At 72.9% G+C, this 22,038-nt stretch carries 21 protein-coding genes and 1 pseudogene; 11 read left to right on the top strand and 11 right to left on the bottom strand.

The window, feature by feature from the left end; genetic code table 11:
* Positions 1 to 42: 42 nt before the first annotated feature.
* The 4 genes from AC0VY3_RS10395 to AC0VY3_RS10380 all read left to right on the top strand — a co-directional run bounded on the left by AC0VY3_RS10395 (position 43) and on the right by AC0VY3_RS10380 (position 3,024).
* Positions 43 to 1,812, top strand: coding sequence for a SulP family inorganic anion transporter (locus tag AC0VY3_RS10395; protein ID WP_475551659.1), 1,770 nt, complete (start codon positions 43 to 45; stop codon positions 1,810 to 1,812).
* The gene (locus tag AC0VY3_RS10390; RefSeq protein ID WP_475549469.1) at positions 1,809 to 2,261 is read left to right on the top strand and encodes an ATP-binding protein; all 453 of its coding nucleotides are present in this window, start codon (positions 1,809 to 1,811) and stop codon (positions 2,259 to 2,261) included. Before AC0VY3_RS10395 ends, AC0VY3_RS10390 begins: the two co-directional genes overlap by 4 nt.
* A gap of 51 nt (positions 2,262 to 2,312) precedes the next feature.
* Positions 2,313 to 2,534, top strand: coding sequence for an alkylphosphonate utilization protein (locus AC0VY3_RS10385; RefSeq protein WP_031121993.1), 222 nt, complete (start codon positions 2,313 to 2,315; stop codon positions 2,532 to 2,534).
* Positions 2,535 to 2,652: 118 nt separating this feature from the next.
* A complete protein-coding gene (locus AC0VY3_RS10380; protein WP_103507807.1) occupies positions 2,653 to 3,024 on the top strand; it encodes an ArsR/SmtB family transcription factor in 372 nt (123 codons plus the stop codon).
* A 14-nt stretch (positions 3,025 to 3,038) separates the two neighbouring features.
* Here the strand turns inward: AC0VY3_RS10380 and pepN are convergent, their stop codons facing one another.
* From pepN to AC0VY3_RS10365, 3 genes are all read right to left on the bottom strand, one after another.
* Positions 3,039 to 5,585 (bottom strand): aminopeptidase N, encoded by a 2,547-nt coding sequence (gene pepN, locus AC0VY3_RS10375; RefSeq protein WP_475549468.1) that lies wholly within the window; start codon positions 5,583 to 5,585, stop codon positions 3,039 to 3,041.
* Positions 5,586 to 5,652: 67 nt separating this feature from the next.
* Positions 5,653 to 6,030, bottom strand: coding sequence for a chorismate mutase (locus AC0VY3_RS10370; protein WP_475549467.1), 378 nt, complete (start codon positions 6,028 to 6,030; stop codon positions 5,653 to 5,655).
* Positions 6,031 to 6,055: 25 nt separating this feature from the next.
* Complete coding sequence (locus AC0VY3_RS10365; protein ID WP_103507803.1) at positions 6,056 to 6,940, bottom strand: AraC family transcriptional regulator; 885 nt, start codon at positions 6,938 to 6,940, stop codon at positions 6,056 to 6,058.
* A gap of 175 nt (positions 6,941 to 7,115) precedes the next feature.
* On the opposite strand from AC0VY3_RS10365, the gene AC0VY3_RS10360 reads away from it, so the two are divergent.
* A complete protein-coding gene (locus AC0VY3_RS10360; protein WP_475549466.1) occupies positions 7,116 to 8,939 on the top strand; it encodes a glycoside hydrolase family 35 protein in 1,824 nt (607 codons plus the stop codon).
* A 49-nt stretch (positions 8,940 to 8,988) separates the two neighbouring features.
* Here the strand turns inward: AC0VY3_RS10360 and AC0VY3_RS10355 are convergent, their stop codons facing one another.
* Positions 8,989 to 9,759 carry a S1 family peptidase gene (locus AC0VY3_RS10355; RefSeq protein WP_103507801.1) on the bottom strand — a complete coding sequence of 257 codons (771 nt, stop codon included), beginning with the start codon at positions 9,757 to 9,759 and terminating at the stop codon, positions 8,989 to 8,991.
* A 318-nt stretch (positions 9,760 to 10,077) separates the two neighbouring features.
* Here AC0VY3_RS10355 and AC0VY3_RS10350 point away from each other — a divergent pair, with 318 nt between their 5' ends.
* Together AC0VY3_RS10350 and AC0VY3_RS10345 are read left to right on the top strand one after the other, a co-directional pair.
* The gene (locus AC0VY3_RS10350; RefSeq protein ID WP_103507800.1) at positions 10,078 to 10,995 is read left to right on the top strand and encodes a hypothetical protein; all 918 of its coding nucleotides are present in this window, start codon (positions 10,078 to 10,080) and stop codon (positions 10,993 to 10,995) included.
* A 38-nt stretch (positions 10,996 to 11,033) separates the two neighbouring features.
* Positions 11,034 to 11,789, top strand: coding sequence for an ankyrin repeat domain-containing protein (locus tag AC0VY3_RS10345; protein ID WP_475549465.1), 756 nt, complete (start codon positions 11,034 to 11,036; stop codon positions 11,787 to 11,789).
* Between the two features lie 36 nt (positions 11,790 to 11,825).
* Here AC0VY3_RS10345 and AC0VY3_RS10340 read toward each other — a convergent pair whose 3' ends face one another.
* From AC0VY3_RS10340 to AC0VY3_RS10330, 3 genes and pseudogenes are all read right to left on the bottom strand, one after another.
* A complete protein-coding gene (locus AC0VY3_RS10340; RefSeq protein ID WP_308462555.1) occupies positions 11,826 to 12,386 on the bottom strand; it encodes a GNAT family N-acetyltransferase in 561 nt (186 codons plus the stop codon).
* A 366-nt stretch (positions 12,387 to 12,752) separates the two neighbouring features.
* Positions 12,753 to 13,073 (bottom strand): annotated as a pseudogene (locus AC0VY3_RS10335) (VOC family protein); the annotation flags it as partial.
* Positions 13,074 to 13,199: 126 nt separating this feature from the next.
* The gene (locus tag AC0VY3_RS10330) at positions 13,200 to 14,138 is read right to left on the bottom strand and encodes an SDR family oxidoreductase (protein WP_475549464.1); all 939 of its coding nucleotides are present in this window, start codon (positions 14,136 to 14,138) and stop codon (positions 13,200 to 13,202) included.
* 93 nt (positions 14,139 to 14,231) lie between these two features.
* Between AC0VY3_RS10330 and AC0VY3_RS10325 the strand changes: the two genes are divergently transcribed.
* Genes AC0VY3_RS10325 through AC0VY3_RS10310 form a run of 4 tightly spaced genes read left to right on the top strand, consistent with a single transcriptional unit; the run spans position 14,232 to position 17,717 of the window.
* Positions 14,232 to 14,987 (top strand): enoyl-CoA hydratase family protein, encoded by a 756-nt coding sequence (locus AC0VY3_RS10325; protein WP_103507797.1) that lies wholly within the window; start codon positions 14,232 to 14,234, stop codon positions 14,985 to 14,987.
* Positions 14,984 to 15,874 (top strand): CoA transferase subunit A, encoded by an 891-nt coding sequence (locus AC0VY3_RS10320; protein WP_475549463.1) that lies wholly within the window; start codon positions 14,984 to 14,986, stop codon positions 15,872 to 15,874. Before AC0VY3_RS10325 ends, AC0VY3_RS10320 begins: the two co-directional genes overlap by 4 nt.
* On the top strand, positions 15,871 to 16,632 hold the full coding sequence (locus tag AC0VY3_RS10315) for a CoA-transferase subunit beta (protein ID WP_475549462.1): 762 nt from the start codon (positions 15,871 to 15,873) through the stop codon (positions 16,630 to 16,632). The genes AC0VY3_RS10320 and AC0VY3_RS10315 overlap by 4 nt, the downstream gene beginning before the upstream one ends.
* Positions 16,632 to 17,717: an NAD(P)H-dependent flavin oxidoreductase gene (locus AC0VY3_RS10310; RefSeq protein WP_475549461.1), complete on the top strand. Its 1,086-nt coding sequence runs from the start codon at positions 16,632 to 16,634 to the stop codon at positions 17,715 to 17,717. Before AC0VY3_RS10315 ends, AC0VY3_RS10310 begins: the two co-directional genes overlap by 1 nt.
* A 186-nt stretch (positions 17,718 to 17,903) precedes the next feature.
* On the opposite strand, the gene AC0VY3_RS10305 is transcribed toward AC0VY3_RS10310, so the two are convergent.
* From AC0VY3_RS10305 to AC0VY3_RS10290, 4 genes are all read right to left on the bottom strand, one after another.
* Positions 17,904 to 19,532: a DEAD/DEAH box helicase gene (locus AC0VY3_RS10305; RefSeq protein WP_475549460.1), complete on the bottom strand. Its 1,629-nt coding sequence runs from the start codon at positions 19,530 to 19,532 to the stop codon at positions 17,904 to 17,906.
* A gap of 197 nt (positions 19,533 to 19,729) precedes the next feature.
* A complete protein-coding gene (locus AC0VY3_RS10300; protein ID WP_003969786.1) occupies positions 19,730 to 19,933 on the bottom strand; it encodes a cold-shock protein in 204 nt (67 codons plus the stop codon).
* Positions 19,934 to 20,203: 270 nt separating this feature from the next.
* Positions 20,204 to 21,361 (bottom strand): acetyl-CoA C-acetyltransferase, encoded by a 1,158-nt coding sequence (locus AC0VY3_RS10295; protein WP_103511723.1) that lies wholly within the window; start codon positions 21,359 to 21,361, stop codon positions 20,204 to 20,206.
* A gap of 40 nt (positions 21,362 to 21,401) precedes the next feature.
* On the bottom strand, positions 21,402 to 22,013 hold the full coding sequence (locus tag AC0VY3_RS10290) for a TetR/AcrR family transcriptional regulator (RefSeq protein WP_242740545.1): 612 nt from the start codon (positions 22,011 to 22,013) through the stop codon (positions 21,402 to 21,404).
* Positions 22,014 to 22,038 lie beyond the last annotated feature (25 nt).

The raw sequence follows: 22,038 nt of genomic DNA, 5'->3' as shown, positions 1-22,038 counted from the left end.
CGGGTGCGGGCGCTGCTGCCCGTGCGCGCCGACTTCGAGGCCATGACCCGTGCTCCGCGCCGTGATCTGCTCGCCGGTCTGACGGTGGCGATCGTGGCGTTGCCGCTCGCGCTCGGTTTCGGGGTGGCGTCGGGGCTGGGCGCGGAGGCGGGGCTCGCGACGGCGGTGGTGGCGGGGGCGCTGGCCGCGGTGTTCGGCGGGTCGAACCTCCAGGTGTCGGGCCCGACCGGGGCGATGACGGTGGTCCTGGTGCCGATCGTCGCGGAGTACGGTCCGGGCGGGGTGCTGACGGTCGGGCTGATGGCGGGGGGCCTGCTGATCGTGCTGGCGCTGCTGCGGGCGGGCCGGTCGATGCGGTACGTCCCGGCGCCGGTGGTCGAGGGGTTCACGTTCGGGATCGCGTGTGTGATCGCTCTCCAGCAGATTCCGAACGCCCTGGGGGTGGCCGCCCCGGAGGGCGACAAGGTGCTGGTGGTGGCGTGGCGGGCGGTCCAGGAGTTCGTGGGCAGCCCGAACTGGACCGCGCTCGCGATCACCGTCGGGGTGGCGGGGCTGATGCTGGCGGGGGCGCGGCTGTTTCCCGGTGTGCCGTTCTCGGTGGTGGCGGTGGTCGCGGCGACGCTGGCGGCGCAGCTGTTGCGGCTGGACGGGGTGACGCCGATCGGTGCGCTGCCCGCGGGTCTGCCGGCTCCTTCGCTCGGGTTCCTGGATCTGTCTGCGGTGGGTTCGCTGGTGGCTCCGGCGGTCGCGGTGGCGGCGCTGGCGGCGTTGGAGTCGCTGTTGTCGGCGACGGTGGCCGACGGGATGACGACGGGCCAGAAGCATGATCCGGACCGGGAGCTGTTCGGGCAGGGCATCGCGAACCTGGCCGTGCCTTTGTTCGGCGGGGTGCCCGCGACGGCGGCGATCGCGCGGACGGCGGTCAATGTCCGTACGGGCGCGGGTTCGCGGCTGGCGGCGCTGACGCATGCCGCGGTGCTGGCGGTGATCGTGTTCGCGGCGGCTCCGCTGGTGTCGCGGATTCCGCTCGCCGCGCTGGCCGGGGTGCTGCTGGCCACGGCGGTGCGGATGGTCGAGGTGGGGGCGTTGCGGGCGATGGCACGGGCGACGCGGTCGGACGCGGTGGTGCTGGTGCTGACGGCGGTGGCGACCCTGGTGCTGGATCTGGTGCTGGCGGTCGTGATCGGGCTGGCGGTGGCCGGGCTGCTGGCCCTGCGCGCGGTCGCGGCGGAGGCGCGGCTGGACCGGGTGGATCCGCGCGACGACGGCGTGCCGGAGCTGCCGGGCGCGCAGACGTACGGCGACGACGTGCCGGAGCTGCCGGGCGCGGAATCGTACGAGGGTGGCGGCGGTGACGGCGAGCTTGCCGGGACGGCCGGGCAGGTGGTGGCGTACCGGGTCGAGGGGCCGTTGTTCTTCGCCGGGGCGCACCGTTCGCTGCTGGAGCTCGGCGAGATCTCCGGCGTAGGGGTGGTGATCCTGCGCATGTGCCGGGTGACCACGGTGGACGCCACCGGTGCGCTGGCGCTGAAGGACACCGTGCACCGGCTGAACGGGCGGGGCATCGTGGTGTTGGCCTCCGGGATCCGGCCGGGTCAGCGGCGCGCGCTGGAGTCGGTGGGGGCGCTGGAGCTGCTGCGGCGGGAGGGGCGTGAGTACGCCACGGCGTCCGAGGCGTTCGGCGCGGCCCGGGAGCGGCTGGCGGCCGGGGCGACGGTGGCGCGGGGCGACGGGGCGGCGGCCGGGGTGGTGCCGGCCCGTGGCGGCCGGGACGTGCCGGTGGCGGCTCCGGCCGAGGAGGCGGCCCGATGATCACGCCTCCGGACACCTTGCCGTACCGGCATGTGCTGACGCTGCCCACCCTGGGTTCGGCCGTGCGCATCGCCCGGGAGACCGCCGAGCAGGTGCTGGCGGAGTGGGGGGTGGCGGCGCAGGATCCGTGCCGGGATCCGGCCCTGCTGATCGTCAGTGAGCTGGTGACCAACAGTGTGCGGCACGCGGCGGTGCTCTCGCCGAATGTGACGGTGGTGTTCGCGGGCGGTCCCGACACGTTCGCGTTCGGTGTGCACGACCGCCATCCGTACCGCCCGGCGCTGTTCGCGTCCGCCGGCACAGCGCCGGGTCGGGGGCTGGCGACCGTGATGGAGCTGACCCACGGTCTGGGCGGCAGCGCGGTGGTGCGGGGCGATGTCGACGAGGGCGGCAAGAGCATATGGATCACCCTGCCGCTGCGGCGGAACGGCTGGTCCCCTGACCGTTGAGAGATGTCCGGTGCAAGAGGTGTACCGGGTGGAGAAAGGCAGGAACGCGCCATGAGCGACATCGTCGTGAAGGACAGCAACGGGACCGTGTTGGCGGACGGTGACTCCGTGACCACGGTCAAGGACTTGAAGGTGAAGGGCACGTCGGAGACGCTCAAGCGCGGCACGCTGGTGAAGAACATCCGGCTCACCGGGCGCGCCGGTGAGATCGAGTGCAACACGAAGAAGGTCAAGGGGCTCGTGCTGAGGACCGAGTTCCTGAAGAAGGCCTGACCCGGCCGGTCCCCGGGTTCATCCTCGTGGTGCGAAGGCGCGAGGATGAACCCATGGAGAAGAGTTCTGGTCAGGTGTGGTGCGGCGGTCTTCCGCCGTGCGGAACGGGGCCCCGCCGGTGAGTACGCCGCTGTACCGCTTGAAGGCGGAGTTCTTCAAGACGCTGGGGCACCCGGTGCGGATCAGGGTGCTCGAACTGCTCAGTGAACGCGAGCACGCGGTGTCGGAGATGCTGAACGAGGTGGGGGTCGAGGCCGCCCATCTCTCGCAGCAGCTGGCCGTGCTGCGCCGCGCGGGTCTGGTGACGGCCCGGCGGGAGGGATCGGCGGTCCATTACACGCTGGCCGACCCGGGGGTGGCGGAGCTGCTGCGGGTGGCGCGGACGATCCTGACCGGGGTGCTGTCGGGCCAGGCGGAGCTGCTCGCCGACCTGCGGTCGGGGAACGACGGCCCGGACGATGGTCGTCCGGGCCGTGCGGGAACCCCTTAGGGCGTGTCCGGCGGTCAGCCGGAGGCCGACGTCCGTACGGCGAGGGCGCGGCGGAGGTCGTCGAGCTGGTCGACGAGCTTGCGGCGCAGGGCGGGGATGAGGGCCGGGTCCTCCAGGGCGCGGGTGCCGGTGGCGAGGCTTTCGGCGTCGACGGCGTACGAGGGGAAGGCGTAGCGTCCGGCGGCCTCGGCGATGGCGGGGCCGCGGCGGGCGGCGAGTGCGGTGGCTTCCGGGTAGAAGCGGGGCACGTAAGCGCCGGTCAGCTCTTCCTGGCCGGGCTGCCAGAAGCCCTGGGCGGTGGCGGTGAAGAGGTAGTTGGACAGGGTGTCGTCGGTGAACAGGGCGTCCCAGGCGGCTGCCTTGGCCTCGGGGGTGGGCAGGGCGGCGCGGCAGCGGGCGGCGCCTTCGCGGCCGGTGGCGCTGGGGTCGGCTTCGAGGGCTGCGGCGATGGTGGTCTCGTCGGTGGCGCCGAGGACGGCGAGCCGGGTGAGGATGCGCCAGCGCAGCTCGGGGTCGAGTTCGGGTCCGCCGTGGACGGTGTCCTCGTCGAGCCAGGTGCGCAGGGTGTCGGGCTGGGTGGCGGCGTCGATGAAGTGGCGTACGGCGGTGAGGCGCAGGCCGGGGTTGGAGCCGTCCTCGGTGCGGCGGATGAGGTCGCGGCAGAGGTCGGTGAGGGTGGCGAGGGCGGCCGGGCGGTTCTCGGGGGCGACGTAGCGGGCGGCGATCTGTCCGGCGGCGAAGGTGAGGACGCCCTGGACGAGGGCGAGGTCGCTCTCGTGCGGGAGGTGGGTGCGGGCGGTCGCGAGGTAGGTGGCCGGGTCGAGTTCGCCGTCGCGGACCATGTCGCGGGCGGTGTTCCAGAGGACGGCCCGGGTGAGGGCGTCGGGGATGCCGGAGAGGCCGGTCAGGACGGTGTCCCAGGAGGCGCTGTCCAGGCGGACCTTGGCGTAGGTGAGGTCGCCGTCGTTGAGGACGACGAGGGCCGGGCGGTGGCCGGGGCGGATCGTGGGTGTGCCGTCGCCGGGTACGTCGATCTCGAAGCGGTCGCGGAGGGCGAGGTGGCCGGGGACGGCCTGGGTGCCGAGGGCGTGGTCGTAGGCGCCGACGGTGATGCGGTGGGGGCGGGAGCCGTCGCGGGTGACGGTGAGGGACCAGGACTGGCCGTTGCCGTTCGGTGCGGTGGGGGCGGCGGCGGGCTCGGGGGTGCCGGTCTCGGCGGTGAGGGTGTCGATGCCGGTGGTGCGCAGCCACTGTTCGGCCCAGGCGTGGACGTCGCGGTCGGTGGCGGAGGCCAGGTTGTCGATGAAGTCGGCGAGGGTGGCGTTGGCGAACCGGTGGCGGGCGAAGTGGGCGTTGATGCCGGCCAGGAAGTCCTTCTCGCCGAGCCAGGCGACGAGTTGGCGCAGGGCGGAGGCGCCCTTGGCGTAGCTGATGCCGTCGAAGTTGAGGAGGGCGGACGCGGTGTCGGGAACGGCGTCGGGGTCGGGGGCGACGGGGTGGGTGGAGGGGCGCTGGTCGGCGTCGTAGCCCCAGCCCTTGCGGGCGACTCCGAAGTCGACCCAGGTGTCGGTGAAGTGCGTGGCCTCGGTGAGCGTCTGGTAGCCCATGTACTCGGCGAAGGACTCGTTCAGCCAGATGTCGTCCCACCAGGTGAGGGTGACGAGGTCGCCGAACCACATGTGGGCCATCTCGTGGGCGATGACCATGGCGCGGGTCTGGCGTTCGGTGTCGGTGACGGCGGAGCGGTAGACGAACTCGTCGCGGAAGGTGACGAGTCCGGGGTTCTCCATGGCGCCGGCGTTGAACTCGGGGACGAACGCCTGGTCGTAGGAGTCGAACGGGTAGGGCTCGTCGAACTTCTCGTGGTAGCGGTCGTAGCAGGCGCGGGTGATGTCGAGGATCTCGTCGGCGTCGGCGTCGAGGTAGGGCGCCAGCGAGCGGCGGCAGTGGATGCCGAAGGGCAGTCCGGCGTGCTCGGTGGTGACCGAGTGCCAGGGGCCTGCGGCGATCGCGACGAGGTAGGTGGAGATGAGGGGGGTGGGGGCGATGGTCCAGCGCCCCTGTCCGGTGTGTTCGGCGACGCCGTTGCCGAGGACGGTCCAGCCTTCGGGGGCGGTGACGTCGATGGCGAAGACGGACTTGAGGTCGGGCTGGTCGAAGGCGGCGAAGACGCGCTGGACGTCCTCCATGAACAGCTGGGTGTAGAGGTACGTCTCGCCGTCGGTGGGGTCGGTGAAGCGGTGCATGCCCTCGCCGGTGCGGGAGTAGTGCATCGCGGCGTCGATGTGCAGCTCGTGGGGGCCCGCGGTGAGCCCGGTGAGGGGGTAGCGGTTGCCGTCGAGGAGGGCGGGGTCCAGGGGGTGTCCGTCGAGGCTGATCGAGCGCAGGGTGGCCGGCTTGACCTCGACGAAGGTGTCTCCGGCCGCGCGGGCGGTGAACCGGACGGCGGTACGGGAGTCGAAGGTCTCGTCGCCGGTGGTGAGGTCGAGGGCGATCGTGTACCGCTCCACGTCGAGGATCTGGGCTCGGGTCTGCGCTTCGTCGCGCGTCAGTACGGACATGGCCCCATGCTGCCGTACGGGGGACGGCGGGCGCAGCGGGGTTCTCCCTGGGCGGACGGGCGGGCGGTCAGGCTCCGGCGGTGGTTCCCGCCGTGCCCGGCGTGCCCGACGCGTGCCCGGCCTGGTCGTCGCCGTTCCCCGCTTCGTCGGCGATGCGCTCGTGGTGACGGATCACCTCGGCGATGATGAAGTTCAGCAGCTTCTCGGCGAACGCCGGGTCCAGGTTCGCGCTCTGCGCCAGCTGCCGGAGCCGGGCGATCTGACGGGTCTCGCGGGCCGGGTCGGCGGGCGGCAGCCTGTGGTCCGCCTTGAGGCGGCCGACCTGCTGGGTGGCCTTGAAGCGCTCGGCCAGCATGTGGACGACGGCGGCGTCGATGTTGTCGATGCTCTCGCGCAGCCGGTTCAGCTCGGCCTGGACGGACGGGTCGATTTCGCTCGTGCTCATGGTCAGCGAGCTTAGACGGCCGCGCTCATGTGGTGATCGTGGGTGGGTCGTCCGGATCGGGCACCCGGTCGCTCCAGCCGCCGGGCACGCTGCGGCCCTGCTGTTCGCGGAAGCGGACGGGTGCGGTGCCGACCCGGCGGGCGAAGAGCCGGGAGAAGTAGGCGGGGTCGTCGTAGCCGACGCGGCGGGCCACGGCGGCGACCGGCAGGTCGGTGGCGGCGAGGAGTTCCTTGGCCCGGCCGAGGCGGATGCCGAGCAGATAGTCCTTGGGGCTGCAGCCGGCTCCGCGCCGTACGGCGGTGCGCAGTTCGGCGGGGGTCATACCGTGCCGGGAGGCGTGCTCGGCGACGGTGAGCGGCTGGTACGCGTCGCGGGCCAGCGCCTGGAGCACCGGGTCGCCGTCGGGCCCGATGTCGGCGCGGGCGCGGCGGAGCGAGACGAGGAGTTCGTGGACGGCTGCCCCGGTCTCCACCTCCAGGAGGGGGTTGCCTCGCCGGGCGGCGCGCACGATGCGGCCGACGGCGGCGCGCGGGGCGGCGGTGTCGGAGAGCGGGACGAGGGGGCGGTCGGGCTCGATGTAGCCGAGTTCGGTGTACGTGGCGGTGGCGGGGCCGGTGAAGTCGACGAAGCTCTCGTCCCAGCCGGTGCCGGGGTCGGCGCCGTAGTGGTGGGGGGTGCCGGGGGTCAGCCAGATCAGGCTGGGGCCGGTGACGGGGGTGCGGCGGCCGTCGGTGCCCTTGAACCAGCCGGTGCCGGAGTTGACGACCACGGCGACGTGGTGGTCGAGGGTGCGGGGTCCGACGGTGGGCAGCGCGCCGTGCTGGAGGCCGACGCCGAGGCAGACGAGGCCCAGCCGGTGGTGGAGCGGGCTCGGCGTGAAGAAGCGCATCCAGGTGTGGTAGGTCGGCATCCCGCTCCTCCTTTCCGCGCACGTCGTCCTGCGCGTCGTGTCCGATGTCCTGCGCGTTGTGTCCAATCAGCAGCGATCTTTGTCCATGGACCCGGTGCGCGCCAGAGGTGAAGGTGGTCGGACCGATTCACCGGAGGGCCGCGGGTGCGGCCGGGCACAGGAGCGTACGAGCGCGATGACCGACTTCACCGTGGGGGACGACGGCTTCCGGTTCGACGGGAAGCCCGTACGGCTGCTGTCGGGCGCCCTGCACTACTTCCGGGTGCACGAGGAGCAGTGGGAGCACCGGCTGGCGATGCTCGCCGCGATGGGGCTGAACTGCGTCGAGACGTACGTACCGTGGAATCTGCACGAGGCCCGGGAGGGCGAGGTCCGGGATGTGGGGGCGCTCGGCCGGTTCCTGGACGCGGTGGAGCGGGCGGGGCTGTGGGCGATCGTGCGGCCGGGGCCGTACATCTGCGCCGAGTGGGAGAACGGCGGTCTTCCGGTGTGGGTGACGGGCAGGTTCGGGCGGCGGGTGCGGACCCGGGACGCGGAGTACCGCGCGGTGGTGGAGCGGTGGTTCCGGCAACTGCTGCCGCAGGTGGTGCGACGGCAGACCGGCCGGGGCGGTCCGGTGATCCTCGTCCAGGCGGAGAACGAGTACGGGAGTTACGGCAGCGACGCGGCGTATCTGGAGTGGCTGGCGGGGCTGTTGCGGCAGTGCGGGGTTACGGTTCCGCTGTTCACGTCGGACGGCCCGGAGGACCACATGCTGACCGGTGGTTCGGTGCCGGGGCTCCTCGCGACGGCGAACTTCGGTTCGGGGGCGCGGGAGGGCTTCGAGGTGCTGCGCCGGCATCAGCCGAAGGGCCCGTTGATGTGCATGGAGTTCTGGTGCGGCTGGTTCGACCACTGGGGGGCCGAACCGGTGCTGCGGGATCCGGAGCAGGCGGCCGGGGCGCTGCGGGAGATCCTGGAGTGCGGGGCGTCGGTGAACGTCTACATGGCGCACGGGGGGACGAATTTCGGCGGCTGGGCCGGGGCGAACCGCGGTGGCCCGTTGCAGGACGGGGCGTTCCGGCCGACGGTGACGTCGTACGACTACGACGCCCCGGTCGACGAGTACGGGCGGGCCACGGAGAAGTTCCGGTTGTTCCGGGAGGTCCTGGAGGGGTACGCCGAGGGGCCGTTGCCCGCGCTGCCGCCGGAGCCGAAGGGCCTGGCCGGTCCGGTGCGGGTGGAGCTGGACGGGTGGGCCGGGCTCGGGGACGTACTGGAGGCGCTGGGCGATCCGGAGACGGCGGAGTCGGGGGTGCCGCCGACCTTCGAGGAGCTGGGCGTGGACCGGGGCCTGGTGCGCTACCGGGTGGCGGTGCCGGGGCCGCGCGAGGCGTATCCGCTGGGGGCCTCGGGGCTGCGGGACCGGGCGGTGGTGTACGTGGACGGGGTGCGGGCCGGGGTGCTGACCGAGGAGTCCGGGCCGCTGCCGGAGCCGGTGGCGGGTCCGGCGGAGGTCGAGCTGTGGGTGGAGTCGCTGGGCCGGGTCAACTACGGGCCGCGGTTGGGTGAGCCGAAGGGCGTCACGGGCGGGGTGCTGCACGAGCGGCAGTATCTGCACGGGGTACGGGCCCGGGCGCTGCGGCTGGACGCCTTCGAGGCGGCGGACGCGGTGGCGGCGGTCCCGTTCGGTCCGGTGGAGGCCGCCGCGGGGGCGGGAGACGCGGGGCGGACGGGCCTGTTCCGGGGGACGTTCACGGCCGGGAGCGTACGGGGGGTCGATCACGCCGGTCTCGAACTGCCGGGCTGGACGCGCGGCTTCGTGTGGGTGAACGGCTTCTGCCTGGGCCGGTACTGGTCGGCGGGCCCGCAGCGGACCCTGTACGTGCCGGGTCCGGTGCTCCGCGAGGGCGTCAACGAGGTGTGGGTGCTGGAGCTGGAGGAGGCGGGCGCGCCGCGGGTGGAACTGGGTCCGGGAGCGCCCGTTCGTGCGGGCGCTCCCGGGGTGGTTCAGCCGTGATCACCGGCCGGACGTGCGGTGACCGGCGGCCGGACACGCCTTAGGGAGGTCAGAGCGAGTCGGCCGCGGAGGCGATGTCACCGGCGAAGTGCGAGACCTGGGCGTAGACGCCCGGGTAGTCGGGGCGGGCGCAGCCCTGGCCCCAGCTGACGATGCCGACCTGGACCCACTCGTCGGAGTCGTCCTTGCGGAACATCGGGCCGCCGGAGTCGCCCTGGCAGCTGTCGACGCCGCCGGTGCCGAGGAGGCCGGCGCAGATCTCCTCGTCGGCGACGAGGTCGCCGCCGTAGGCGGACGAGCAGTCGGCGTCGGAGACGAACGGCACGTCGGCCTTCAGCAGGTGGCGCTGCTGGCTGCCGCCCTCGCGGTCGGCGCCCCAGCCCGCGACGGTGAAGGTGCCCTCGTCGTAGGTGTCGTCGGTGGCGATCTTGAGGGTGGGCTGGTCGATCGGCTGGGCGAGCTTGATCAGCGCCCAGTCCTTGCCGGTGCCGTTGTAGCCGGGGGCTTGCAGGACCTTGGTGGACTGGACCTCGACGGCGTCGGGCGACTGGAGGTCGGCGACACCGCCGGTGACGGTGATCGAGGTGTCGTTGCCCGAACCGTCCACGCAGTGGGCGGCGGTGAGGACGATGTCCTGGGCGTAGAGCGCACCTCCGCAGCCCATGGAGAGCCGGACCATGAAGGGGAACTCGCCCTGTTCGGCGCGTTCTCCGCCGACGATCGGCTGGGGGGCCGCGGCGGCGGGCTGGAGGCTGACGGTCGCGAGGGCGACGGCGGCTATGGCGACGGAACACCTTTTCAGCACGCTCAGAAGCTTCACGGAGGCCTTCTTTCGTGGGGGGATTTCGTGTGGGGGGTTGCTGTGGGAGGTTGCGCTGCTGCGTTGTGGTGCAGGAGTCCTGGTACTCGGGGTTTCCGGTACGCGGGATTCCGGTGCTGCTGTGGGGTTGCGCGGTCCGGCACGCATGTCCCGACCGGGGTGACGGTCTCCGGCACCGAAGCCGGATTCGCCATGTACCTGACAAGAACAATCCGATTATCGGTGCCGGGTGACCGCTGCCACAAGGCGCACTTTTCAGCCAAGATCATCGGCGGGTTTCCGGCCCGGCATACAGTGGAGGTCCGTCGACCGTCGCGGATGGGGGGTTCCGACGTGGCGAACAGCCCTCCGGGCGCACCCGTCGTCCATGGTTTTCCGCATCTGGACACGGTCCGCTCCGCCATCACCGCGCTCTACCGCCGGCTCTCCGCGGACGGCGTCCACGCCTACGCCACCAGCCTCCCGCCCGCCGACGCCGCGTTCGCGGACCAGGACGATCTGCACCTGGGAGCCCAGCGGGTGGCGCGCTCCCTGGTCCAGCACCTCCATCTGCCCGAGGCCCGCATGATCGTCGGCTTCCGGGCTATGGAGCACGCGGCGAGCGTGGAACTCACCGCGGGCCCCGAGTACTTCATCGAGCTCAACGACCGCTTCCGCACCCACCGCAGGGACATCGGGGCGGCGCTCGCGCACGAGGTCACCCATGTGCTGCTGCACCGGCTCGGCCTGGAGTTCCCCGGGACCCGCGCCAACGAGATCCTGACCGACACCACGACGGCCTACCTCGGCGCGGGCTGGCTGCTGCTGGACGCGTTCCGGGAGGACGCCACCTCCCGTCAGAAGCTGGGCTACCTCACCCCGGAGGAGTTCGGATACGTCCTGGCCAAGCGGGCGTTCGCCTTCGACGAGGACCCCTCGCCGTGGTTCACCAGCCCCCAGGCGTACACCGCGTACACCAAGGGCCGGGAGCGGGCGCTGCGGGATCTGCGCCGGCCGCCGCTGACCGCCGCGGGCTGGGCGGGCCGCCGCCGCTACGCCAAGGACCGCCGGTACGCCCAGGACCACCCCGGCACCGCCCCGGACCCGAACGTTCCGTACGCCTTCGAGACCGGCGACGGCGGTCCGCGCGTCTCCTTCCCCTGCCCCACCTGCCACCAGCGCATCCGGGTCCCCGTCCGGGGCCGGTTCACCGCGCGCTGCGGGCTGTGCCGGACCGCTCTGGAGTGCGACACCTGAGCCGGGGCGCAGTCGGCGGCCCCCCGTAGGATCGAAGCATGACGAACGAGCCGATCAGGGACGAACCATGCCTGTTCGACGCGCTGTACGAGGACGAGAACGCGGTCGTACGGGCCCTGCGCGCGGGTGCGCGGGCCGAGTCGAGCGACGAGGAGGGCACGACGGCGCTCTATCTGGCGTCGGTCCAGGACCGCCTGGAAGCGGTACGCCTGCTGCTCGCCGCCGGGGCCGACCCCGACCGGGCGAGCGGCCCCCGGGCGAGCGACCTGCCGCTGTGCGGGGCGGCGTGCGGCGGCCACACCGAGGTGGTGGAGGCGCTGCTGTCCGCCGGGGCCCGGCCGGATCTGCGTGAGGAGTTCGGCTTCACGGCGCTGCGGTGGGCGGTCGGCCTGGGGCACTCCGCGACGGTGGAGCTGCTCCTCGCCCATGGCGCGGACCCGCTGCTGCCGGGCCCGCAGGGGGAGTCGATGCTGGTGCTGGCGGCCCAGCGCGGATCCCTGCGCACGGTACGGGCGCTGCTCGCGCACGGCGCGGGCGCGAAGGGGCAGGAGCCCGCGGTCGCCCTGGCGCTGGCCGAGGCGCGGCGCATCGCCGGACTCGATCCGGAGCGGGAGCTGCTGCTGCGGCTGGAGGAGATGTACGGCTCCGGCATCGAGACGGTGACGCTCCACGACCGGCGCGACGGCGAGGAGACGACAGCGGTGGAGCTGCTCCGGGACGGGGCGCCGTCGGCGGGCGTGGACCAGCACACGGGCCACGGCGAGATCGCGGCCCTGCTGGGCGCACCGGCGTAGTCACCGCCCGGGCCGCCCCCGCATGTCGGCCGGCGGCTATCGGCTCCGCTCCCACACATCCCGGGTGAGTTCGTATTCCACGTCGCCGTGTTCGGAGCCCTCGATGACCTCCGGCCAGTCCTCGGTGTAGGCCCGGAGGAAGGTAAGCCCCGCCTTCTCCATCACGCGCCGGGATCCCGTGTTGACCGCCATGGTGTTGGCGGTGACCCGCTGGACCCCGAGGTCGGTGAACCCCTTGTCGACCAGGGCCCGCGCCCCCTCGGTGGCGTGACCGCGGCCCCAGGCGGCCCGGTTCAGCCGGTAGCCGAGCTCGACGACGGCGGGGTCGTGGTCGTCCAGCGGCCGGAGTCCGAACCAGCCCAGAAAGGCCCCGGTGTCCTTCCGCCGCGCGGCCCAGTAGCCGCGGGTCCCGGTGCACGGGTAGTGGTGGAGGAGCCTCGGCAGGGTCCGGTCCCGGATGTCCTCGGGGCTGGTGGGCCGGCCGCCGTTGATGTACCGCATGACGGCGGGGTCGTTGTCGAGGGCGAGCAGGTCGGGGGCGTCGGCGGCGGTGACCGGGCGCAGGACGAGCCGGTCGGTCTCCAGGAAGACGGGCATCCGGCCGTCCTCCTGGACCCGGAACGTCAGCCCTTCCGGGCTGCGCAGCCGCACGGCACGACGGCCGTCCTCCTCCCCGGGGAGGGTGGCGGGTTCCTGCCCGTGGGCGCGGGCGCGCCGGATCACACCGTCCAGGTCGTCCACGCCGATGGCCAACTCCCACCGGGGAGCGGAGCCGGCGGCGGCCGGGCCTGGGGCGGCTGCGCGGAAGTCGGCCCGGCCGAGGGGTGCGCCGATCGTGGCGGCGTAGAACCGCCGGGCCAGCCCGGGGTCTTCGCAGGCCAGGACCGTACGGTGAGGGCCGGCGGCGACCGTGGCGGGCGTCGGCCATCCGGTGGGCTTCTGCCGCTGCCAGAGGGAGAAGGCCGCGCCCACCGGGTCGATCAGCGTGGCGATCCGGCCCTGGTCCCCCGCGTCGAAGGGCGGGAGGACGATCCGCGCTCCGTTCTCGACCGCCACAGCCGTACGGTGGTCCACGTCGTCGGCGGCGAGGTAGTAGGCGATGTGCGGCGGTGTTCCGGGCGGGTACACCGGCTGGGCGAGGTCGCTCACCCCTCCGATCCGGGCGCCTGAGGCAGAGATCGTGACGGCCCGCCGCCGGTCCTCCTCGTCCACGGCGAAGTCCCAGCCCAGCACCGAGGAGAAGAAGGCGGCGGTGCCGGACGGGTCGTGGGTCTTGAGGTCCATCCAGCAGAACTCGTTCATCGGTTCGGGCCCTGTTCCTGTTCGTCGTGTGCTGCGAGGGTGTCCGGTACGGGACGGCTCCCGCAAGCGGGTTTCCCGGCACGGACGACGGGCCCCACGTCACTCCCCTCAGGACGCCCCGTAGACCCGCCCCGGCTCCGCCGCCTCCGCCAGCAGTCGGCGCACCGTCCCGCCCGCCTCGGCCGGTGACCTGAGCGCGCCCCGGTCGTCGGTGGGGCCGGGGCGCCAGCCCTCCATGACGGTGATGCGGCCCGCCTCGGCCTCGAAGACACGGCCCGTCACCCCGTCGCTCGAAGCGGACCCGAGCCAGACGACGAGGGGCGAGACGTTCGCGGGGGCCATCGCGTCGAACGCGCCCTCCCCCGGGGCCGCCATGGTCGCGGCGAAGGCTTGCTCGGTCATCCGGGTCCGGGCGGCCGGGGCGAGGGCGTTGACCTGGACTCCGTACCGGCCCAGTTCGGCCGCCGCGACCAGGGTCAGGGCGACGATTCCGGCCTTGGCCGCCGCGTAGTTGCTCTGGCCGACGCTGCCGAGGAGTCCGGCGCCGGAGCTGGTGTTGATCACCCGGGCGACCGGTGGGCGGCCCGCCTTGGCCTCGGCCCGCCAGTGGGCGGCGGCGTGTTTCAGAGGCAGGAAGTGACCTTTGAGGTGAACGCGCATCACCGCGTCCCAGTCGTCCTCGTCCAGGTTGACGAGCATCCGGTCCCGCAGGAAGCCCGCGTTGTTGACGAGGGTGTCGAGGCGGCCGAAGGCGTCCAGGGCGGTGGTGACGAGGGAGGCCGCGCCTGCGGCGGTGGCGATGTCGCCGCCGTGGACGACGGCCTCGCCGCCCGCCGCCACGATCTCCTCGGCGACCTCACGGGCCGGTCCGTCGGAGCCCCCGCCCCCGCTGCCGTCCGGTCGGACGCCGAGGTCGTTGACGACGACCCGTGCCCCTTCGGCGGCGAACGCCAGCGCGTGGGCCCGGCCGAGCCCCCGCCCGGCGCCGGTGACGGCGACGACCCGGCCCGCGCAGAGTCCGGCACGGTGTGCGGTGGGTGCGGTCATCTCATCTCCCCTGGAAGTGGGCCTGGTTGGCGGGCGGGGCGCCTGCTACCGTCCACCTAACAAACGTTTGGTGGAAAGGTAGCTGATCCTCCGATGACTGTCTCCACCGCGTCGCCCCCCGGGAACCACGGCGTCCGCGTCGTCACCGTCGACCGTCCGCCCGTCAACGCGCTGCCCGTGCAGGGCTGGTACGACCTGGCCGACGCCGTCCGGGCGGCGGGCCGTGACCCGCAGGTGCGCTGCGTCGTCCTGGCCGCCGCCGGGCGCGGCTTCAACGCGGGCGTCGACATCAAGGAGTTGCAGCGTGATCCGGGACACAAGGCGCTGATCGGCGCCAACCGGGGCTGCGCCGAGGCGTTCGCAGCGGTGTACGCGTGCGAGGTCCCGGTCGTCGCGGCGGTGCGGGGCTTCTGTCTGGGCGGCGGTATCGGCCTCGTCGGGAACGCCGACGCGATCGTCGCGAGCGAGGACGCGGTCTTCGGCCTGCCGGAGCTGGACCGGGGCGCGCTCGGCGCCGCGACCCATCTCGCCCGGCTGGTGCCGCAGCACCTGATGCGCACGCTGTACTACACCTCGCGCACGGTCACCGCCGCCGAGCTGCTTGCCCACGGATCGGTCTGGCGGGTGGTCCCGGGCGGGCGACTGATGGCTGCCGCGCTGGAGTTGGCGGACGAGATCGCCGCCAAGGACGGTCATCTGCTGCGGCTGGCCAAGGCCGCACTGAACGGCATCGACCCCGTCGACGTACAACGCAGCTACCGCTTCGAGCAGGGGTTCACCTTCGAGGCGAACCTCGCCGGGACCGCTGCCCGGGTCCGCGACACCTTCGGCAAGGAGGCCCGACCGTGACCACTCCCCCGCAGCGGCGCGACAAGTCGATGACGCCCGAGGAGGTCGTCGGCCGGCTGAGCAGCGGGATGACGGTCGGGATCGGCGGCTGGGGCTCGCGCCGCAAGCCGATGGCGCTGGTCAGGGCACTGCTCCGGTCATCGGTCACCGATCTCACGGTGATCTCCTACGGTGGCCCGGACGTCGGCCTGCTGGCGGCGGCGGGGCGGATCCGCCGTCTGGTCACGGCGTTCGTGACGCTCGACTCGATCCCGCTGGAGCCGCACTACCGGGCGGCCCGGCAGCGCGGGGCGTTCGCGCTGACGGAGATCGACGAGGCGATGTTCATGTGGGGACTGCACGCGGCGGCGAACCGACTGCCGTTCCTGCCGGTGCGGGCCGGGCTCGGCTCGGACGTGATGCGGGTCAACCCCGATCTGCGCACGGTGACTTCACCGTACGAGGACGGCGAGGAGTTCGTGGCGGCGCCCGCCCTGCGGATGGACGCGGCGCTGGTCCACCTCAACCGGGCGGACCGGCTCGGCAACGGCCAGTACCTGGGCCCCGACCCGTACTTCGACGACCTGTTCTGCGAGGCGGCGGACGCGGCATACGTCTCCTGCGAACGCATGGTGGACACACGGGAGTTGACGGAGGGCGGGCGGCCGCTGCCGACCCTCCTCGTCCAACGGCACGCCGTCACCGGTGTCGTGGAGACGCCGGGCGGGGCGCACTTCACCTCCTGCGTCCCCGACCACCCGCGCGACGAGCCGTTTCAGAAGGCGTACGCGACGGCGGCGGCCGATCCCGCCGCCTGGGCCGAGTTCGCGGCCCGCTTCCTGCCGCCGGACGGCGACGAGAAGGGCTACCAGCAGGCGGTCCGCGCCTGGCACGAGGAGCAGAAATGAACGCACCCGGCGGCGAGGCCACCACGGCGGCCGCGACCCGTGCCGAGTACTGCGTGATCGCCTGCGCGGAGACCTGGCGGGGCGACGGTGAGATCCTGGCCAGTCCGATGGGCGCGGTGCCGTCCGTCGGCGCGCGGCTGGCCCGGCTGAGCTTCGCGCCCGACCTGCTGCTCACGGACGGTGAGGCGACGCTCGTCGGCCCGGACGGCGAGCCGGAGGGCTGGCTCCCGTACCGCAGACATCTGGCCCTGGTGACCGGGGGGCGGCGGCACGTGATGATGGGCGCGAGCCAGATCGACCGCTTCGGCAACCAGAACATCTCCTGCATCGGCGACTGGGAGCAACCGGCCCGCCAGCTCCTGGGCGTACGCGGAGCACCGGTCAACACCCTCAACAACCCGGTGAGTTACTGGATCCCCCGGCACTCGCCCCGGGTCTTCGTCGAGCGCGTCGACATGGTCTGCGGGGTCGGCCACGACCGGGCGGCGGCGGCGGGCCCCTCGGCCACGCGCTTCCACCGCATCCCCCGGGTCGTCAGCGATCTCGGGGTCTTCGACTTCGCGACGCCGGACCGTTCGATGCGGCTGGCCTCGGTCCACCCGGGCGTCACCGTGGAAAGGGTCCGCGAGGCGACGGGCTTCCCGCTCACGGTCCCCGCCGACGTCCCGTACACCCGCGCCCCCTCCCCCGCCGAACTCGCCCTGATCCGCGAGGTCGTCGACCCGGCCCGCACCCGGGACCGGGAGGTCGGGGCCTGATGCGTACCGCCCTGACCGACCTCGTCGGCGTCCGGCACCCGATCGTGCAGACCGGGATGGGCTGGGTGGCGGGCCCCCGCCTGGTCACCGCGACCGCGCGGGCCGGGGCGCTGGGCATCCTGGCGTCGGCGACCATGACGCCGGAGCAACTGCGGTCCGCCGTACGGGAGGTGCGGTCCCGGACCGACGCGCCGTTCGGGGTGAATCTGCGGGCGGACGCGGGCGATGCCCGGGAGCGGGTACGGATCATCGTCGAGGAGGGTGTACGGGTCGCGTCGTTCGCGCTCGCCCCGTCGCAGGAGCTGATCGCGGAGCTGAAGGACGCGGGCGTGGTCGTCGTCCCGTCGGTGGGGGCCCGGCGGCACGCGGAGAAGGTCGCGGCGTGGGGCGCGGACGCGGTGATCGTGCAGGGCGGCGAGGGCGGCGGTCACACGGGGGAGGTCGCCACCACGGTGCTGCTGCCGCAGGTGGTCGACGCGGTGGACATCCCGGTGGTCGCTGCGGGCGGCTTCCACGACGGCCGGGGGCTGGTGGCGGCGCTGGCGTACGGGGCGGCGGGCATCGCGATGGGCACCCGGTTCCTGCTGACCTCGGACTCGACGGTCCCGGACGCGGTGAAGGCACGCTACCTCGCGGCGGCCGCCCAGGACATCACGCTGACGCGGGCGGTGGACGGGCTGCCGCACCGGATGCTCCGCACGGAGATGGTGGCGGAGCTGGAGGGCGCGGGCCGGCTGCGTTCGCTGTACGGGGCGGTGCGCCGGGCGTCCCGCTTCCGCCGGCTGTCCGGCCTGAGCCGACGGGGCATGGTCCGGGACGGCCTGGCGATGCGGCACGGAAAGAAGCTGAGCTGGAGCCAGGTGCTGATGGCGGCGAACGCCCCGATGCTGCTGAGGGCGTCGATGGTGGAGGGCCGCACGGACCTCGGCATCATGGCCTCCGGCCAGGTGGCGGCCCTGATCGAGGATCTGCCGAGCGTGGCGGGGCTGGTGACACGGATCCTGACGGAGGCGGACGAGACCTTGGCGGCCCTGGGCCCGACGCCTGACGACCGGGCCGCCCCGTCAAGCCCGTCCGGCGATTGAGGCCGTCTTCGGGCCGGGCCGCCCCGTCAAGACCGTCCGGCGATTGAGGACATCCTTTGGCCCAGGCCACGGACCGGGCCGGCGAACTCCAGCCCGTCAGGCGATTGAGGGCAGAGCCCCCGCCCGGGGCTGTCGGGGCTCTGCCCCGGACCCCGGTCCTCAATCGCCGGACGGCTTGAGATGGCCCTACGCCGCCCGGCGGCCGCGCGCAGGCGCCCCGGAGCGGCCGGCGCCGCGAGCCTCGCCGCCCGAGCGCCCCGCACCGCCACCGGAACGCGCACCCTGAGCACCGCCGGTCCCGCCGGCCCCGCGCCGGCCCCGCCCCCGGCTGCCGGAGCGCACCGCGCCCCCGCCCGATCCCGCCGAACCGCCCGACCGGGCCCTCTGCTTCGGCGGGGTCGGCTGCGGTACCTCGATCACGATCGCGACGCCCGACGGCTCACGCGCGCCCGTGATCCGGCTCAGTTCCGCGTCGCCGGAGGTGACCCGCGTGGTGCGCGGCGCGATGCCCGCGTCCTGCATCAGCCGGGTCATCTCGCGCTTCTCCTCGGGCAGCACCAGCGTGACGACGCTGCCGGACTCCCCGGCGCGCGCCGTGCGCCCGCCGCGGTGGAGGTAGTCCTTGTGGTCGGTCGGCGGGTCCACGTTGACGACCAGGTCGAGGTCGTCGACGTGAATGCCGCGGGCCGCGACGTTCGTCGCGACGAGCGCGGTGACCTCACCGGTCTTGAACTGGTCGAGCGTCCGGTTGCGCTGCGGCTGGGAGCGCCCGCCGTGCAGGGCGGCCGCCCGTACACCGCTGGCGAGCAGCCGCTTGGCGAAGCGGTCGGCGGCGCGCTTGGTGTCGACGAACATGATCACCCGGCCGTCGCGGGCGGCGATCTTCGTGGCGACGGCCTTCTTGTCGGTCTCGTCCAGGACGTGGAGCACGTGGTGCTCCATCGTGGTGACCGCACCGGCGGACGGGTCGACGGAGTGCACGACCGGGTCGGTGAGGAACATCTTGACGAGCCGGTCGATGTTCTTGTCGAGGGTCGCGGAGAACAGCATGCGCTGCCCGTCCGCCTCGACCTGCTTGAGCAGAGCGACGACCTGCGGCATGAAGCCCATGTCGGCCATCTGGTCGGCCTCGTCGAGGACGGTGATGGAGACCTCGTCCAGGCGGCAGTCGCCGCGCTCGATGAGGTCCTTGAGCCGGCCCGGGGTGGCGACGAGGACTTCGGCGCCGCGCCGCAGGGTGGCGGACTGCTTGGTGATCGACATGCCGCCGACGACGGTGGCCATCCGCAGGTTCACGGCGGTCGCGTACGGGGTCAGCGCGTCGGTGACCTGCTGGGCCAGCTCACGGGTGGGGACGAGGACCATGGCGAGCGGGGCGCGCGGCTCGCTGCGGCGTCCCGCGGTGCGGGCCAGCAGGGCCAGGCCGAAGGCGAGGGTCTTGCCGGAGCCGGTGCGCCCGCGGCCGAGGATGTCGCGGCCGGCCAGCGAGTTCGGCAGGGTGGCGCCCTGGATCGGGAACGGCTCGGTGACACCCTGCGCGGCGAGGGTCTTCAGCAGCCCGGCGGGCATGTCCAGGTCGGCGAAGGCCTCGACGGACGGCAGCGCGGGGGTCACGGTCTCCGGCAGAGCGAACTCGGCGGGCTGTGCGACAGCGGGCTTGCGGCGGGCCGAGGGCTTGGAACCGCCCTGGTTACGGGAGCGGGGTGCGCCGCCCCGGCCGTTCGGGGCGGCCTGGGGGCCCGCCCCCTGGCCGCGGCCTCGGCCACGGGCCGGACGGGAGCGGGGGGTGCGGTCCTGGCGTTCGGAGCTGGTCATACGGAATTGCCCTCCTGGGGGATTCCTGGGCAACTGCCGAATGGGTTTACTGCGATGTGCCGGCCCGGCCGTCCGGGTGCGCCCCCAGGATGTGCGCACAGAACGGGTTGTTGCGACGGGTGGTCGCTCGGACAGCACAAACCGGGGCCCGCACCTTCACGGTGCGGGCCCCGGTCAGCGAGGTACGCGTCCGGCAATTAGGCCGGGACGATGTTCTCCGCCTGCGGGCCCTTCTGGCCCTGCGTGACGTCGAAGGAGACCTTCTGGCCCTCCTGGAGCTCACGGAAGCCCGAGGTGGCGATGTTGGAGTAGTGGGCGAAGACGTCGGCGCCGCCGCCGTCCTGCTCGATGAAGCCGAAGCCCTTTTCCGAGTTGAACCACTTCACGGTTCCAGTAGCCATGTCATTCTCCTAAAAGAGGTGCAGTGCCGGAAATCCGCACTTTACGGATTCCAAGTCGCCGCATTGAGCCCCATCCGGAGAAAGCCGGAAAACAATAATGCGCCTGAGGAAGCATTCCCGTCAGGCGCACATAAAGTTCATGGGTACCAAAACTGCAACGGGAAACACCTTAGCACGTCCTCTCCTCCGGCGGTGGATCACGCCACGCCGCCGGAGGGAAAACCTGGCTGACCGGAAGGTGTATGCCGGGCATCCCGGAGCCCGGGCATCTCAGAGCCGCTCGACGATGGTGACGTTGGCCTGTCCGCCGCCCTCGCACATCGTCTGGAGCCCGTAGCGGCCGCCGGTGCGTTCCAGTTCGTGGAGCAGGGTGGTCATGAGCCGGGCTCCGGTCGCGCCGAGCGGGTGGCCCAGGGCGATGGCCCCGCCGTTGACGTTGACCCGCTCGGGGTCGGCGCCGGTCTCCTTCAGCCAGGCGAGGACGACCGGGGCGAACGCCTCGTTGATCTCGACGAGGTCGATGGCGTCGATGGTGAGGCCGGTCTTCTTCAGGGCGTACGCGGTGGCGGGGATCGGGGCCGAGAGCATCCGGATCGGGTCCTCACCGCGTACGGACAGGTGGTGGATGCGGGCCCGTGGGGTGAGGCCGTGTTCGGCGACGGCCCGCTCGGAGGCGATGAGCAGGGCGGCGGCCCCGTCGGAGACCTGGGAGGAGCAGGCGGCGGTGATGGTGCCGCCCTCGACGACGGGCTTCAGGCCGGCCATCTTCTCCAGGGTGGTGTCGCGGCGCGGCCCCTCGTCCGCGGTGACGTCCCCGTACGCGACGGTCTCGCGGGCGAAGCGGCCCTCGTCGACGGCGCGGACCGCCCGCCGGTGGGAAGTAAGGGCGAACTCCTCCATGTCGCGGCGGCCGATGCCCCACTTCTCGGCGATCAGCTGGGCGCCGTGGAACTGGTTGACGGGGGCGTCGCCGTAGCGGGCCCGCCAGCCCTCGCTGCCCGCGAAGGGCCCCTGGGTGAGGCCGAGGGGTTCGGCGGCCTGACGGGAGGCGAAGGCGATGGGGATCTGGGTCATGTTCTGGGTGCCGCCCGCCACGACGAGGTCCTGGGTGCCGGAGAGGACGCCCTGGGCCGCGAAGTGGAGGGCCTGCTGGGAGGAGCCGCACTGCCGGTCGACGGTGACGCCGGGGACCTCCTCGGGCAGTCCGGCGGCGAGCCATGACGTACGGGCGATGTCGCCGGCCTGCGGTCCGACGGTGTCCAGGCAGCCGAAGACGACGTCCTCGACGGCGGCCGGGTCGACGCCCGAGCGGGCGATCAGCTCGCGCAGCACATGGGCTCCGAGGTCGGCGGGGTGGGCGGCCCCGAGGCCTCCTCCGCGCCGCCCGACGGGGGTGCGTACCGCTTCGACGATGTAGGCCTCGGTCATGGCTGCTGCTCCTCGGGGCGCTCGGGGTGGGCGAACGGTGCTACGTACGCAGGGCGATGCCGTCGAGCACCATCGAGAGGTACTGGCGGGCGATCTCCTCGGGGCTGTGGTGTCCGCCGGGGCGGTACCAGGAGGCCGCGACCCAGACGGTGTCGCGGACGAAGCGGTAGGTGAGGCGGATGTCGAGGTCGTCGCGGAAGACGCCTTCGGCGACGCCGCGTTCCAGGGTGCCGAGCCAGGCCTTCTCGAACCTGGTCTGCGAGTCGACGAGGTAGGCGAAGCGCGGCTGGGTGGCGAGGTGTCTGGACTCCTTCTGGTAGATCGCGACGGCGGGGCGGTGCCGGTCGATCTCCCGGAAGGACTCGGTGACCAGGGCCTCGATGGTCTCGCGGGGGCCGAGGCCGGCCGCCAGGACCGCGTCGTAGCCCTGCCAGAGCTCGTCGAGGAAGGTGGAGAGGATCTCGTCGATCATCGATTCCTTGGAATCGAAGTGGTAGTAGAGGCTGCCCGCGAGCATCCCGGCCTCGTCCGCGATCCGGCGGACGGTGGTGGCGTTGTATCCCTGGGCGGCGAAGACCTCGGCGGCGGTGGCGAGCAGTTCTCGGCGTCGCTCCGGCGTGGGGGTCACCTGGGGCTTCTTCTTGGTAGGCACCCGGCCATTGTCCGTCCACGGCTTG

Source organism: Streptomyces sp. iso_384, assembly GCF_056172905.1.
This window is presented reverse-complemented; position numbering and strand designations above follow the sequence as displayed.

Excerpts from the sequence above, each read along its gene's own strand:
- AC0VY3_RS10395 (WP_475551659.1), top strand. The coding sequence starts at position 43 with ATGACCCGTGCTCCGCGCCGTGATCTGCTCGCCGGTCTGACGGTGGCG.
- AC0VY3_RS10390 (WP_475549469.1), top strand. The coding sequence starts at position 1,809 with ATGATCACGCCTCCGGACACCTTGCCGTACCGGCATGTGCTGACGCTG.
- AC0VY3_RS10385 (WP_031121993.1), top strand. The coding sequence starts at position 2,313 with ATGAGCGACATCGTCGTGAAGGACAGCAACGGGACCGTGTTGGCGGAC.
- pepN (WP_475549468.1), bottom strand. The coding sequence starts at position 5,585 with ATGTCCGTACTGACGCGCGACGAAGCGCAGACCCGAGCCCAGATCCTC.
- AC0VY3_RS10370 (WP_475549467.1), bottom strand. The coding sequence starts at position 6,030 with ATGAGCACGAGCGAAATCGACCCGTCCGTCCAGGCCGAGCTGAACCGG.
- AC0VY3_RS10365 (WP_103507803.1), bottom strand. The coding sequence starts at position 6,940 with ATGCCGACCTACCACACCTGGATGCGCTTCTTCACGCCGAGCCCGCTC.
- AC0VY3_RS10360 (WP_475549466.1), top strand. The coding sequence starts at position 7,116 with ATGACCGACTTCACCGTGGGGGACGACGGCTTCCGGTTCGACGGGAAG.
- AC0VY3_RS10350 (WP_103507800.1), top strand. The coding sequence starts at position 10,078 with ATGGGGGGTTCCGACGTGGCGAACAGCCCTCCGGGCGCACCCGTCGTC.
- AC0VY3_RS10345 (WP_475549465.1), top strand. The coding sequence starts at position 11,034 with ATGACGAACGAGCCGATCAGGGACGAACCATGCCTGTTCGACGCGCTG.
- AC0VY3_RS10340 (WP_308462555.1), bottom strand. The coding sequence starts at position 12,386 with ATGCCCGTCTTCCTGGAGACCGACCGGCTCGTCCTGCGCCCGGTCACC.
- AC0VY3_RS10330 (WP_475549464.1), bottom strand. The coding sequence starts at position 14,138 with ATGACCGCACCCACCGCACACCGTGCCGGACTCTGCGCGGGCCGGGTC.
- AC0VY3_RS10325 (WP_103507797.1), top strand. The coding sequence starts at position 14,232 with ATGACTGTCTCCACCGCGTCGCCCCCCGGGAACCACGGCGTCCGCGTC.
- AC0VY3_RS10315 (WP_475549462.1), top strand. The coding sequence starts at position 15,871 with ATGAACGCACCCGGCGGCGAGGCCACCACGGCGGCCGCGACCCGTGCC.
- AC0VY3_RS10310 (WP_475549461.1), top strand. The coding sequence starts at position 16,632 with ATGCGTACCGCCCTGACCGACCTCGTCGGCGTCCGGCACCCGATCGTG.
- AC0VY3_RS10305 (WP_475549460.1), bottom strand. The coding sequence starts at position 19,532 with ATGACCAGCTCCGAACGCCAGGACCGCACCCCCCGCTCCCGTCCGGCC.
- AC0VY3_RS10300 (WP_003969786.1), bottom strand. The coding sequence starts at position 19,933 with ATGGCTACTGGAACCGTGAAGTGGTTCAACTCGGAAAAGGGCTTCGGC.
- AC0VY3_RS10295 (WP_103511723.1), bottom strand. The coding sequence starts at position 21,361 with ATGACCGAGGCCTACATCGTCGAAGCGGTACGCACCCCCGTCGGGCGG.